We start from the raw sequence: 14,201 nt of genomic DNA on the forward strand, positions 1-14,201 counted from the left end.
ATAAGCAGGCCGACTCAAATTAGGTTTTAGGAAAAAGGTGGTGTAACACGCTTTGCAATTTAAAGGTCGTACGGTCATTGTATTCGTTTTGTTAGCCATGTTCGCGAGTAGTATTGTTACGCTCACGCTGGTTGATCCATCCTTCACATGGGGGCGCAAGGAGCAGACCTCGGGTACTTCGGCAACGTCAGTATCTGCTACATCTGGGCTTTCTAGCAAGGATTTGAGCAAAATCGCGACAACGTTTCAACTTATTGAGAGTAAGTATTTGAAACAGCCTGATCATGATCAACTGGTGAACGGTGCGATTAACGGGATGTTGGAATCGTTAGAAGATCCGTTCTCCGTATATATGGATCAAAAAGAAGCGAAGCAGTTCGATGAAAGCATTTCATCCTCTTTTCAAGGGATTGGTGCCGAGGTTTCGCTTGAGGATGGCAAATTCATCATTGTTTCTCCGATTAAAGGCTCACCAGCTGAGAAAGCGGGCATTCAATCCAAAGATGTCGTCGTTTCTGTTAACGGAGACAAATTGGACGGGCTCACGCTGAATCAAGCGGTGATGAAGATCCGCGGTCCGAAGGGTACGCAAGCGAAGCTGGATTTACTGCGCCAAGGCACAGGTGATCCGGTGCAAGTGATCGTTGTCAGAGATAATATCGATGTAGAAACGGTCTATGGCGAGATGCTGCAGGATCAAATTGGTAAAATTGAGATTCGTCAATTCTCTTCGAATACGGCTGTCCGCTTTGCGGAAGAGTTGAAAAACCTGGAGGCCAAAGGGATGAAGGGACTTGTCATCGACGTACGTAATGATCCGGGCGGTCTGCTGAATGTCGTTGTCGATATCGTCAATCCGTTCGTGAAGAGCGGGACACCAATCGTTCAAGTTGAGAATCGCGACGGGAAGCGGGAGCCGACACCTTCGACAGGGAAAGGCAAGAACTATCCAGTCACGGTGCTGATTAATAAAGGAAGCGCGAGTGCCTCTGAGATTTTGGCAGGTGCGTTCCAAGAGGCTGTAGGCAGTAAAATTGTTGGGGAAACATCCTATGGCAAAGGGACGGTTCAAGTCACGTTCGAGAAAGAAATGGGCGATGGCAGCAACATTAAGATGACGGTGTACAAATGGCTGACGCCAAATGGCAACTGGATTCATAAAAAAGGGATTACGCCAGATATTGCTGTCGAGCAGCCTGCGTACTTCAAAGCTGCGCCGCTGACGAAGAAAGATGTATTGAAACAAGACACGACTAGTGATGATGTGAAGAACTTGCAACTGATGCTGACTGGACTTGGCTTCAATACAGAGCGTACAGATGGATACTTCAGTGATAAAACGACATTAGCCGTCAAGGCGTTCCAACGGACGAACGATCTTCCGGTGACAGGCGATGTGGATACGGATACGGCGGCCAAAATCGAAAAAGCGATTTTAACGCAAATTCGTGATCCGAAGAATGACTCCCAACTGAAAGCAGCTGTGTATCAAATTCAGAAGCAACTTGGGAAATAACGACCGTAAGTTAATGGAAATTGTGCGGGAGCGGCAGGAAATAAGCTTCCGCAGTCGAAATAGTGTAGGAAGGTTGCTTAGGCGGCCTTCCTATTTCTATTTCAAGGAGCCTAGATTCGTATGGATGTGTGGTTTCAATTTTTGGACAGAGGGCTGTTAGCTGTGGGACAGCTGTTTACGAATCCTTTCTACTATATAGGTGTTTTGTTTATCGTGTTGCATTACAGGAAGCAGATCCAAATGGAACGGAAGTTATTTCATACGCGGCTGCATTCGTTGTTGAGTGAAACCTGGCGTGTCGTGCTTTGGGGATGGGTAGGCGGATTGGGAGCTTCTGTGCTGCTCCTGTTCGTGGGTGTTACGTTACAAGCGGATGTTGTGATGATCTTGTGGGTCGTGACGATTATTCTCATGATATTGCGTATTCGGTTTTTATGTTTGGCTTATGCGGTAGGCATTCTAGGGATTGCGCAAGTGATACTTGCTTGGCTGCCAAACGATGCAAGCCTGCGGGAGTCCTATAGCATTATCAACACCATAGCAACTGCGGATATCCCATCGCTCCTTGTTATTGTTGCAGTGCTGCATCTCTTGGAAGGCGTGTTGGTTGGATTCCAAGGAGCTCGCATGGCTACGCCATTATTCCTTGAGGGGAAGCGCGGCCAAATGATTGGCGGGCAGCAACTGCAAGGCTTTTGGCCTGTTCCGTTGTTCCTATTAGTGCCGATGTCGGGTGGCAGTGATCTGGGTTTACCGTGGCAAACCTTGTTCAACACCGATTTCACGGCAGGCTGGACGCTGCTAGCGTTCCCGGCGATGATCGGTTTCACGGAGCTGACGATGTCTAAGCTGCCGAAGAAGCAAGCGCGCTTCAGTGCTAATTTGCTTTACGAGTACGGACTGATCTTGTTGGGGGCAGCGGTCGCTACCCACTACTGGACGCCGCTTGTGCTCCTAGGGGCGCTTCTAAGCATTGTTTTGCATGAAGGACTGCTATATTACAATCAATGGGTAGAATCGAAGATGACGCCCTTCTACATCCACTCAGATCGTGGGCTTATGGTGCTTTCGGTTGTGCCGAACAGCCCTGCTCAGGAGCTAGGTATTGGCATTGGTGAGATCATTCATAAAGTGAACGGGCATAAAATCAAGACGAAGACCGATTTGCATGCTGCGATGGGACTCAATTCCGCCTTCTGCCGCTTGGAAATTCTGAACGACCAGGGTGAAGTCCGCTTCTTGAAGCGTGGGATTTTCGCAGGCGATCACCATCAGTTAGGTATTCTGTTGGCACCGGATCAAGATGTGCTGTATTTCTTGGAGCGGCGGCAGCTCCATCTGTTCAGCTATTTGCGAAGCAAATTAACGGGCTTGCTGCCGAATAATTCGACGAAATCATTATGAGATAAGGGTTGTCCCCAATGTAGAGGCATCTACGGGGGATGGCCCTTTTTTGCATAGGGAGAGTAGATGTAAAAAAGCCCTCATCGCCACTGTGAGGTGGAATGAAGGCTTAGTTATGCACTATTGGGCAGGTGCTGTTGGGGCAATATCGTTCCGCAATACGATGATTTCAACGCGCCGATTTTTGCTGCGGTTTGCATCGCTCGTGTTCGGTACTTGTGGCATCGTATCCGCATACGCGGTGGCGATGAATTTCTTATCATCCAGCTTCGCTGTATCGCTAAAATAGCGAAGAACAGAGAGGGAACGTGCGAACGAGAGTCCCCAGTTATCCTTATAAGGGGATCCGGAAGCAAGCGGCAAATCATCCGTATGGCCTTCAATGCTGACCTTACTCTTCAATGTAGGGAAGAGCGAGGCTAACTTTTGCAGGATGGGGAAGGAAGGCGCCTTCAGATCGGCTTTACCCAAATCGAATAGGAATAAGTCGTTGAGGGTGATCGCTACTCCGCGTTCCGTATCGCTGGCAGACACCTGTGCTTCTAAATTTTGATCTTTAATGTAGGCTTGGACTTGTTTTAGGAGATCCTGAAGCTCTTTCTCGCGCTTCTCTTTCTCGCTGTCTTCCGTCTTCGTCTTATCATGTTCTTCCTTCTGCTCATCTTGATTCCGATGGGTTAAATCCTTGTCCTTACTGTCCGCATCACCTTGTTTTGGAGTCATGGAACCGCTAATCCCATGGTTTTTGTCCAGAACGGAGTCAGCTTTTTGGAACTGCAGGTTTAAGGCTTGCGCCAAAACGGCATACTTTTGAACATCCACTTTACTCATGGCATACATAATGATGAAAAACACAAGTAGCAGCGTAATTAAATCAGCATATGTAATCAGCCATCGTTCATGATTGACATGTTCTTCTTGCTTTCTACCGCGCCTCGCCAATATCGTCAACCTCCTCTACGGTTTTCTTAGCTGACTTATCGTGGAGGAAGGAATTCAGTTTTTTCTTAATCAACTGCGGATTTTCACCGGCTTGTAGGGCAAGAATGCCCTCTAACATCAATTCCATTTCATTGACCATTTCTTTACCGCGCACTTTAATTTTATTGGCGATTGGTAAATAAACGAGATTGGCGCTCATAACACCGTACAATGTCGCTGTGAAGGCTACCGCAATGGCAGGTCCTAGGGAAGAAGGATCTTCGAGATTTCCAAGAACGTGAATAAGCCCCATAACCGTTCCAATGATCCCCATCGTAGGCGCATAACCGCCGCCAGCTTCGAATACTTTGGACATATTATTGACTTGATGTTCGATGGCGTCCATTTCAAGCTCTAGAATCTGACGCGTCAGCTCGGGATCCGTTCCGTCAACGACCATGAGCAGTCCGTCCTTTAGGAACGGGTTCGTGTGTTCTTGTGCACGCTGTTCGAGGGCTAATACACCTTCTCGGCGAGCGACAGAGGCCATATCGACAATTTCATCAATTGTTGCCGCGGGATCTCTTTTGACATTTTTGAAGGCAATACCAAGTGCTTTGGGAATTTTGGCTAAAATAGAACCAGGGAAACTAACGGCGACGGCGCCGAAGGTTCCACCGAACACGATGAGCATCGCACTGGGGATGATTAATGAATTGATGTGACCGCCATCCCACATATACCCGCCGATTAAACCTACAAGACCTAAAAGTAATCCTAATACTGTTGTCAAATCCATGACTGTACCACTCCTAATTAGCATAGAAAGAATAGGAACCAAAACACGCGAAAGCCGCCTTGAATAAGGCTCTAACCGATAAAGCAGTTTGCATCCATGATTCAAAAATAGTATAATGAAAAAACGAGAACAAACATTCTTATGTTGGATATTTACTTACAATCCTTCATATGTGCAAGAAAACTTCCATTAGACTTCTATATCGGAATGTCGAATGGGAAAGTTTATAGGATAAAAGTTCGATTTATTTCGACAATGAGGGTGATAGCGGATGAGTGAACTCGTCATGAGCTCTAAGAAATTTGAGCTTGTATCAGATTTTCAACCACAAGGGGATCAGCCTCAGGCCATTGAGGAGATTGTCCAGAGCATAGAAGCAGGCAACAGACATCAGACGCTATTAGGCGCGACAGGAACAGGCAAGACGTTCACCGCAGCACAAGTAATAGCCAAATTAAACCGGCCAACATTGATTATTGCCCATAATAAGACCTTAGCTGCGCAGTTATGCAGTGAATTTAAAGAGTTTTTTCCTCATAATGCCGTCTCCTACTTCGTTAGTTACTATGATTACTACCAGCCAGAAGCCTACATTGCCTCCTCCGACACGTACATCGAGAAAGATTCCAGCATCAATGAAGAGATTGATAAGCTCCGCCACTCGGCGACAAGCTCGTTATTCGAACGTCGCGACGTCATTATCGTTGCCAGCGTATCGTGTATTTACGGTTTGGGTTCACCGGTTGAATACGGGAATCTGCTGCTTTCTTTACGTGTAGGGATGGAGAAATCGCGTACGGAGATTTTGCATCGACTCGTGGATATTCAATATCAACGGAATGATTTGAACTTTGTTCGCGGCACATTCCGTGTGCGTGGCGATGTTGTGGAGATTTTCCCGGCTTCGCACAGTGAGCATGCGGTACGTGTAGAGTTATTTGGCGATGAAATTGAGCGCATTACAGAAATTAACGTTCTGACAGGCGAAATTATCGGTCAACGTGATCATATCGCGATCTTCCCGGCGTCTCACTTCGTGACGCGCGAGGACACGATGAAGCGTGCGCTCGTGAACATTGGCCGGGAGTTAGAGGAACGTCTTGAAGAGCTTAAAGGACAGGGGAAACTCTTAGAAGCACAACGTTTGGAACAGCGTACACGCTATGACATGGAAATGATGGAAGAGATGGGCTTCTGCTCAGGTATCGAGAATTACTCGGGTCCCTTAACATTCCGTGAGCGGGGCGCTACCCCCTATACGTTGATCGATTATTTCCCAGATGACATGTTATTCATGGTCGATGAATCACACGTGACATTGCCGCAGATTCGCGCGATGTTTAATGGGGATAAAGCGCGGAAAGATGTCCTGGTTGACCATGGTTTCCGCTTGCCTTCCGCACTGGATAACCGTCCGCTGCGCTTTGAGGAGTTTGAGGAGAAGGTCAAACAGATTTTATATATATCAGCAACGCCTGGGCCTTATGAATTAGAGCATTGTCCGACCATGATTCAACAAATTATTCGGCCAACAGGTCTGTTGGATCCGATTATTGAAGTTCGGCCGACCAAAGGTCAAATTGATGACCTGATCGCAGAAATTCAGGACCGTGTGCGCAAAGACGAGCGGGTGCTCGTAACCACGTTGACGAAGAAAATGTCAGAGGATTTGACAGATTACTTCAAGGAAATCGGCATTAAGGTGCGCTATTTGCACTCGGATATTAAGACGTTTGAACGGATGCAGATCCTAAGAGACTTGCGGCTAGGGACATTCCATGTGCTTATCGGGATTAATCTCCTCCGAGAAGGGCTGGATTTACCGGAGGTATCGCTTGTGGCCATTTTGGATGCGGATAAGGAGGGCTTCTTGCGCTCCGAACGTTCGCTGATTCAAACGATTGGCCGTGCGGCGCGTAACTCGGATGGTCGGGTAATTATGTACGGGGATAAAATCACCGACTCCATGGAGAAAGCGATCTCTGAAACGAATCGCCGTAGGTCGCTGCAAGAAGCGAATAATGAACGACTTGGCATTACGCCGCAGACGATAGCGAAGAAAATCCGAGATGTGATTGAAGCGACGAAGGTCGCTGAGCAGAAATCGGATTATCTGGCGGATGTGAAGGGTGCGAAGATGTCGAAGAAGGATCGTGCATCTCTCATCGAGCGCCTAGAAGTCGAGATGAAGGATGCAGCGAAGAATCTACAGTTCGAGCGTGCGGCACAGCTGCGTGACGCCATTATGGAAATGAAGGCTGAGGCTTAGAAGAGGCTTCAGCTTCACATAGGAAGGAAGGGTATCTGTGTCTAGAGATCAGATCGTTATTAAAGGAGCGAGAGCTCATAATCTTAAAAATATTGATGTGACCATTCCGCGTGACAAGTTCGTTGTACTGACGGGCTTGAGTGGATCAGGGAAATCATCGCTGGCCTTTGATACGATTTATGCGGAAGGACAGCGTAGATACGTGGAGTCACTATCCGCTTACGCTCGTCAATTTTTGGGGCAGATGGACAAACCGGATGTCGATTCCATCGAGGGTCTATCTCCGGCCATTTCCATCGACCAGAAGACGACAAGTCGTAACCCGCGTTCTACGGTAGGAACCGTAACCGAGATTTATGATTACTTACGGCTCTTATTCGCTCGTATCGGGCGTCCGCATTGTCCAACACACGGCATCGAGATTACTTCACAAACCGTGGAACAAATGGTAGACCGCATCATGGAATATCCGGAGCGCACGAAGATTCAAATTCTGGCTCCGCTTATTTCAGGCCGCAAAGGTGAACACACGAAGCTATTCACGGACGTTCAGAAGCAAGGGTTCGTTCGGGTACGTGTTAATGGAGAAACGGTCGACCTATCAGAGAAAATTGAGCTGGATAAAAATAAAAAGCACACCATCGATGTCGTCGTAGACCGTATTGTGGTCAAAGATGATGTGCAAACTCGTTTGGCAGATTCTCTCGAAACTGCGCTGAAATTGGCGAATGGCCGTGTCATCGTGGATATCATGGAGAAAGAAGAGCTATTGTTCAGTCAGAACTTGGCATGTCCGGAATGCGGATTCAGCGTTGAAGAGCTTGCGCCACGGATGTTCTCATTCAATAGTCCGTTTGGTGCTTGCCCCGATTGTGATGGACTAGGCAGTCAGATGATTGTCGATCCAGACTTGCTCGTACCGGATAGAAAGTTAACGATTGAAGAGGGCGCCTTTGAAGCATGGGCCGGCAGCACTTCGAACTATTATCCGCAGTTTCTTGCCGCTGTTTGTGATCACTATAAGATTCCGCGCAATGTACCTGTATCCGAGATCAGCAGCGATCAAATGAAGGTGATCCTTTATGGAACGGGTGGCGAGAAAATCCGTTTCCGCTATGAGAACGATATGGGAGCCTCCAAAGAGGCACTGGTTCCATTCGAAGGCATTATCCGTAACTTGGAACGCAGATTTAAAGACACCTTCTCCGAAGGCATTCGCGAGCATATCCAGTCTTATATGAGCACGAAGCCTTGCCCGAAATGTAAAGGGCAACGGTTAAAGCCAGAGACACTGGCCGTGACCATTAACGGTAAGAACATTGCTCATGCTACCGCTTTGTCGATCGGAGAAGCCGAAGAATGGTTCAAGGGTCTGGAACTGAACGAGCGCGAGTTGACGATCTCTAATTTGATCCTTAAGGAAATTAGAGCACGCTTAGGCTTCCTAGTGAACGTAGGATTGGATTATTTGACGATGCACCGTGCGGCAGGCACCTTGTCAGGTGGTGAGGCACAGCGGATTCGACTAGCCACCCAGATTGGTTCGAGTTTAATGGGCGTTCTCTACATTCTAGATGAGCCAAGTATTGGTCTGCATCAACGTGATAACACACGGTTAATCCAGACGCTTGAGCATATGCGGGATCTTGGTAATACGCTCATCGTCGTTGAGCATGATGAGGATACGATGCTGGCGGCCGATTATATTATTGATATCGGTCCAGGCGCAGGGATTCACGGTGGACAGGTTATCGCACAAGGTACGCCTGCAGAGCTGATGCAAGACGAGAATTCGTTAACCGGTCAGTATATGAGCGGCAAGCGATTCATTCCGATTCCAGCTGTACGCCGTAAACCGAATGGCAAATGGATTGAAGTCAAAGGCGCCAAGGAGAATAATCTCCGTAACGTCTCGGCCAAAATACCTCTAGGGGTATTCACGTGTGTAACGGGTGTATCCGGTTCAGGTAAAAGTACCCTGATTAATGAAATCCTGTTCAAAACTTTAGCACGTGATTTGAACGGAGCTAAAGTTCGTCCAGGTGAACATAAAGAAATTGTCGGATTAGATCTTATCGATAAAGTAATCGACATTGATCAATCACCGATCGGGCGGACTCCACGTTCGAATCCAGCGACATACACGGGCGTATTCGATGATATCCGTGACGTGTACGCCAATACGAACGAAGCTAAGGTTCGCGGCTACAAGAAGGGCCGATTCAGCTTTAACGTGAAGGGCGGCCGTTGTGAGGCTTGTCGCGGGGACGGCATCATCAAGATCGAGATGCACTTCCTTCCGGATGTTTACGTGCCTTGTGAAGTCTGCAAAGGCAAACGTTACAACCGCGAGACGATGGAAGTGAAATACAAAGGCAAGAGCATTTCCGAAGTGTTAGAGATGACGATTGAGGATGGCTGCGAGTTCTTCAAGAACTTGCCGCGGATTCATCGTAAGCTGACAACACTTCTTGATGTGGGGCTGGGCTACATGACCCTCGGCCAGCCAGCGACCACGCTGTCAGGCGGCGAAGCCCAGCGTGTGAAGCTCGCGGCGGAGCTGTACCGCCGCAGCACAGGCAAGACGATCTACATTCTGGATGAGCCCACAACGGGGCTCCACATCCATGATATCGATCGTCTGCTGAAGGTCCTGCACCGCCTCGTAGAGAGCGGTGAAACCGTGCTGGTCATCGAGCATAACCTCGATGTCATCAAGACGGCGGACCACCTTATCGATCTAGGACCCGAAGGTGGTAACCGCGGGGGCTTAATCGTGGCGGCAGGTACGCCAGAGGATGTCGTGAAGGTGGCCGGGTCCTACACCGGCCAGTATTTGAAGCCGATCCTAGAGCGGGATCGGGTACGTTCAGAGGACTATGCGAAGCGGATGGATGTCTTGGAAGGCTCTGTAAGCTAAAATGCGAACAAAAAGCTTGGAAATCGGGTGATTTTAGCCTGATGCCAAGCTTTTTTCGTATCCTCTTAAGCCAGAAGGCTTAAGAAATTTGCTAAGACTTAATTGAATGATACATGCTTCGACAATTTAACCCTCTATCCATATGTAAAAGATTAGGCCATAATAATAGTAAGTAACAGTGAACATCTCCCTCTACCTAACCTAACCAATGACATAATGATTGAGAGATATAAGCAGTTCTAATTTAATTAAGTTGTGGAGGCTAGTAATAATGAAACCGACGTTAGAGCTTCAGGAAATTGTATCTGCTTTAGGGATTGATCCTTTCCGATTTCTAGCTTGGCAAGAGAAAGAGCTAGCTTACACCGAATTAACCGATTTCTCAGAAGACGAAGAACAACGTGATGTACTTGCTGTGTAAGGAACCTTACTTATCTTAGAGTAAAAGATGTAAATAGAAGCCCGTTCGGAGACCTCTCTGGACGGGTTTTTATCGTCCCTGATCGGCTTTTCGCCCAATTCACACATACCATTTCATAACGAGCGCAACCTAGTATAAGCTACACCTGAGACCTCGACGCAGAAGCTAAAGATGCTTGAGGTAATAAATTTTTGGCAGGATGGACATTTTATACTTACAAGGGACTTTGTGTAGAGATCCGCATTCAACTTCTGCAGGAAACGCCGAACCCAAACAAAAGGTGACAAACTTGTTACACATCGATGCAACTACTTGCATCTCTTGTCTAATCAAGCTAACATAGTATTAAAATAGCAGGACGTGTGCCTTGCACCGAGTTACTATAAGGAGGTTTCACCATGTTATTCGCGGAAGCAGCTGCAACAACGGCATCAACTAGCACGTATACAAGCTTTGATATCTATGTGTTGATTTTCACGTTGGTTATCGCTATTGCGGTTATCAGACAAGTGATCAGCCCTAAGAGAAATTTATTTGCCCTCGGATTTGCATCTGTTGCTCTAATCGTATTCATCCTCATGGATGTCGTCATGATCAAAGGTTGGTAGTACATAGAAGCAGCAACAAAAAGCCCACAGGACATAAGATCATTTGATCTTCGGCCTGTGGGCTTTTTGTATTTATCGAATTATACCCACCACATTTCACCAAGAGGTTCCTTGATGAGAACTTGTTGCAGGTTAGCTACCGCTTTGGAGAAGCCTTCGTCAACGGACATTAAGCCGTCTTCGTGCTCGATGCTGACAACATAGTCATAACCAACCAGACGCAATGCGCTGATGATGTCTGCCCATACCTTCATGTCATGACCGAAGCCAACGGAACGGAACTGCCAAGCGCGGTCCAGCATGTTCGCGTAGGACTGCATGTCCGTTACACCGAAACGGTTGGTGTTATTGTAATCATGGGACGTATCTTTGGCGTGGAAATGGTGAATCGCATTAGCGCGTCCAAGAATTTGTACAGCTTGAACAGGGTCAATCCCTTGCCACCACATGTGACTCGGATCCAAGTTGGCACCGATCACTTCACCTGCAGCTTCGCGAAGACGAAGAAGGGTTGCTGGTGTATGAACGGAGAAACCGCCATGAAGCTCTAAACCGATTTTAATATTACGGTCAGAAGCGAATTTACCTGTTTCTTGCCAGTAAGGAATAACTTTGTTCTCCCACTGCCAGTCCAAAATTTCTTGGAAATCGTTCGGCCAAGGCGCTACCGGCCAGTTCGGATATTTCGCATCCTCGTGGTCACCAGGGCAGCCAGAGAACGTATTAACCACAGGAACTTCAAGGCGTTCAGCCAGTTCAATCGTTTGTATAATAGCATCGTGGAATTCTTTCGCGATGTGTTTTTGCGGGTGAAGAGGGTTACCGTGCGCGCTCAGTGCGCTAATCGTCAAGCCGCGGGACTCTACCGCGTGTTTGAACGCTTTTAGTTTACCTGCATCAGCAAGTAATTCAGCTGGGTTGCAGTGCGCAGTACCTGGATAGCCACCAGTTCCAATCTCAACAGCATCCAAGCCTTTTGCAGCAATATAATCCAGTGCTTCCTCGAAAGGCTTTCCACCGAAAAGAACCATAAAAACGCCTAACTTCATTCGATTACACCTCCATAATTGGTAAAACAATCAGATCAAATTATACCACTATCACCCAGTAAAATGAAGCAAGCCTTTGTAGATTCGAAGCACGGTGTCGTAATTCGAACTGTAGATAATAACAGAGAACGTAACGAGCGTCTGGGTAACCAAACAGCGGAAGTAGAAGTATGCTTTAGATACCTTTTTCTTATTCACGGTCGTGAGTTTAAAGATATTCTCGATGGCTATAATGATGCCGTGATACAGCCCATAGAGGAAGTATAACCACGTAAAACCATGCCATAGGCCCATGAGTACCATGATAAGGATGGACAGACTGGCGGTTAGCCCGACAGATGGCGTTTTACGCGAGAAGAACATGAAGATATGGTCCCGGAAAAAATCACCCAGCGTAGCATGCCAGTTCCGCCAAAACTGCGTCATCGAAGGTGAGAATAAAGGCTTTTTGAAGTTCTCTGGCATCGTATAGCCCATTAATCGACCGAAGCCGATCGCCATATCGGAATAGCCGGAGAAATCGAAGTAAATGAGCGCGTAGAACCAGATGAGCAGGAACAGGGATTCCCAGGTGTGAAGCTCATGCTTCAACACGTTATCGAAGATACTGGTCATCCAGGTTACGACGACGATTTTCTTAAATAAGCCGAGGATGATGCGTTTAATACTATTTTCAAAAAGTTTGGCATCTACAGAGTAAGGTTTCTTACTGTCGGCCATGAAATCGCGGAATTTCAGAATCGGTCCGGACGTAAAGGTTGGAATGAACAACAGATAGTTCGCATAATCAATGGCCGGCACTTCGCCTTCTTTGCCAAAGAAATAAGCGAAATAATACGAATCAATGACCTTAAGCACGTTGTAGATGAGGCCCAGATAAATAATGGTATCAAATATCGGATTGTGGAATACGCCCATCACGAAAAAGCGAACACCGAGAAAAACACCCGCGATATTGGCGGCGATTCCGAAGATAAAGGTCGCTTTGCGCCACAGCGTCGTTCGGCATAGGTACACAAAACCTAGATAGTTAATGATGGTAAAAGCGCCGTAGAATACAACTAGCTTCTTACTGAACAGCAGTAGAAAGCATAAGCTGAATATAATCATCAGAATGCGCTTATTGTCCGCCCACTTGCGTGTGAGCATCAGAACGGCAATCATGCCACTCATCGCGACCATCGCGTTCATGTGCATATAAAACATAGCTAAAGAACTCCTCGCTTGCTAGAAATGCGGAATGCAGGATGCGCTGGATTCGTTGGATCCATGGCTGGAACGAACCTAGAACTTTTCGTAGATGAACAATCCCTTGCCGGTAAAATAGATGAAAACCAAGTAAAGCATCACGAGGTAGATGAGGATTTCGACGGTTTTCCTAAGGAATTTAACCATGTGTCAACCTCCTTCGTAAATATCGGTGCACCATCTTCGCGGTTCAAGTGAACCAGATCATGGAAGTAACGTGGGTCATAAGTATGCATAAGATCTAGCGTCGGCACGTTTGCAGCCTTCAGCTGCCCGTTGACAGCTTCCTTCAGTGAAGCGACATAAGGCGGATCCGCATAGCCCTTGTTCCACGGCATCCAAATCACACGCAAAGCGAGCTTGTGCTCATTTGCATACTGAAGGACCCACTGAAGCGCATCTAGGTTTTGTTTAAAATCCTTCAAGGTCATTGCGCCGAATCGTTTGTCGTACTCGTCCCACTTCGTCTTCAGCGCCGCATCGTCAATGCGACCAGGGTACAGTTCCTTATCGATCCAACGCGGCACGTAAGCGAGACTGCCTTTGCCCAGATTACGAGCAAATTCCTCACCTGAATCACGGAAATAGTCCCGATACGTGTAGACATACGGCTGATACCACGGCTTGAACCATTGGTAGGTGGGATCAGTTTCAAGGGCGTCAAGCATGGTATGCACATCAATCCCAATGACCAATTCATCTTGCACCTGATACAGCTTGTCTTTCAGGATGCCCTTCAGATCCGTTAGCTTGCCATAGGACAGCCCCATCTCGACCAAATGGGAGTCAGACTTCTCCTCGATGTAAGCGCCCGTAACGGACGAATTACCGAAGAAAACTGGACCCGATTGGGACCAGCTATGATGATAGAGCGTTTTGGTAAAGTCGTTTTTGTAAAAACGGCGTGAAGACGCCATCGGGTTCCACCAGGAGATAAGCAGGTCGGAGACGACGATGGCGAGTAGCAAGCCGAGTGCAAAGCTATTTTTTTTAAGAAAAGCGGTAGCTTTCAATAGAATCACTCATTATCTGTTTAGTGGAGGGTT

At 47.3% G+C, this 14,201-nt stretch carries 11 protein-coding genes; 6 read left to right on the forward strand and 5 right to left on the reverse strand.

What is annotated here, in order from left to right:
- The first annotated feature begins 52 nt into the window (after positions 1 to 52).
- Entirely contained in the window at positions 53 to 1,516 is a 1,464-nt protein-coding gene (locus A8709_RS20575) for a S41 family peptidase (protein WP_065854627.1), read from the forward strand.
- A gap of 120 nt (positions 1,517 to 1,636) precedes the next feature.
- Positions 1,637 to 2,920: a PDZ domain-containing protein gene (locus A8709_RS20580; protein ID WP_065854629.1), complete on the forward strand. Its 1,284-nt coding sequence runs from the start codon at positions 1,637 to 1,639 to the stop codon at positions 2,918 to 2,920.
- Positions 2,921 to 3,040: 120 nt separating this feature from the next.
- Here the strand turns inward: A8709_RS20580 and A8709_RS20585 are convergent, their stop codons facing one another.
- The gene (locus A8709_RS20585) at positions 3,041 to 3,862 is read right to left on the reverse strand and encodes a flagellar motor protein MotB (RefSeq protein WP_065854631.1); all 822 of its coding nucleotides are present in this window, start codon (positions 3,860 to 3,862) and stop codon (positions 3,041 to 3,043) included.
- Complete coding sequence (locus tag A8709_RS20590) at positions 3,846 to 4,640, reverse strand: flagellar motor protein (RefSeq protein WP_065854633.1); 795 nt, start codon at positions 4,638 to 4,640, stop codon at positions 3,846 to 3,848. The genes A8709_RS20585 and A8709_RS20590 overlap by 17 nt, the downstream gene beginning before the upstream one ends.
- Before the next feature lie 271 nt (positions 4,641 to 4,911).
- On the opposite strand from A8709_RS20590, the gene uvrB reads away from it, so the two are divergent.
- The 4 genes from uvrB (at position 4,912) to A8709_RS20605 (ending at position 10,858) form a co-directional block, all read left to right on the forward strand.
- Complete coding sequence (uvrB, locus tag A8709_RS20595; protein WP_065854635.1) at positions 4,912 to 6,909, forward strand: excinuclease ABC subunit UvrB; 1,998 nt, start codon at positions 4,912 to 4,914, stop codon at positions 6,907 to 6,909.
- 37 nt (positions 6,910 to 6,946) lie between these two features.
- Positions 6,947 to 9,829: an excinuclease ABC subunit UvrA gene (uvrA, locus tag A8709_RS20600; protein WP_065854637.1), complete on the forward strand. Its 2,883-nt coding sequence runs from the start codon at positions 6,947 to 6,949 to the stop codon at positions 9,827 to 9,829.
- 271 nt (positions 9,830 to 10,100) lie between these two features.
- The gene (locus A8709_RS34690) at positions 10,101 to 10,250 is read left to right on the forward strand and encodes a hypothetical protein (protein WP_167357137.1); all 150 of its coding nucleotides are present in this window, start codon (positions 10,101 to 10,103) and stop codon (positions 10,248 to 10,250) included.
- Between the two features lie 398 nt (positions 10,251 to 10,648).
- Positions 10,649 to 10,858, forward strand: a complete 210-nt coding sequence (locus A8709_RS20605) for a hypothetical protein (protein ID WP_065854639.1) — start codon at positions 10,649 to 10,651, stop codon at positions 10,856 to 10,858.
- An 80-nt stretch (positions 10,859 to 10,938) separates the two neighbouring features.
- On the opposite strand, the gene A8709_RS20610 is transcribed toward A8709_RS20605, so the two are convergent.
- The 3 genes from A8709_RS20610 to A8709_RS20620 form a co-directional block, all read right to left on the reverse strand.
- Positions 10,939 to 11,907, reverse strand: a complete 969-nt coding sequence (locus tag A8709_RS20610; RefSeq protein ID WP_065854641.1) for a sugar phosphate isomerase/epimerase family protein — start codon at positions 11,905 to 11,907, stop codon at positions 10,939 to 10,941.
- Between the two features lie 51 nt (positions 11,908 to 11,958).
- Positions 11,959 to 13,113 carry an MBOAT family O-acyltransferase gene (locus A8709_RS20615; RefSeq protein ID WP_065854643.1) on the reverse strand — a complete coding sequence of 385 codons (1,155 nt, stop codon included), beginning with the start codon at positions 13,111 to 13,113 and terminating at the stop codon, positions 11,959 to 11,961.
- A gap of 140 nt (positions 13,114 to 13,253) precedes the next feature.
- Positions 13,254 to 14,177, reverse strand: a complete 924-nt coding sequence (locus A8709_RS20620) for a hypothetical protein (protein WP_341833432.1) — start codon at positions 14,175 to 14,177, stop codon at positions 13,254 to 13,256.
- Positions 14,178 to 14,201 lie beyond the last annotated feature (24 nt).

Source organism: Paenibacillus pectinilyticus (assembly GCF_001700435.1).
Taxonomy (GTDB): Bacteria; Bacillota; Bacilli; order Paenibacillales; family NBRC-103111; genus Paenibacillus_E; species Paenibacillus_E pectinilyticus.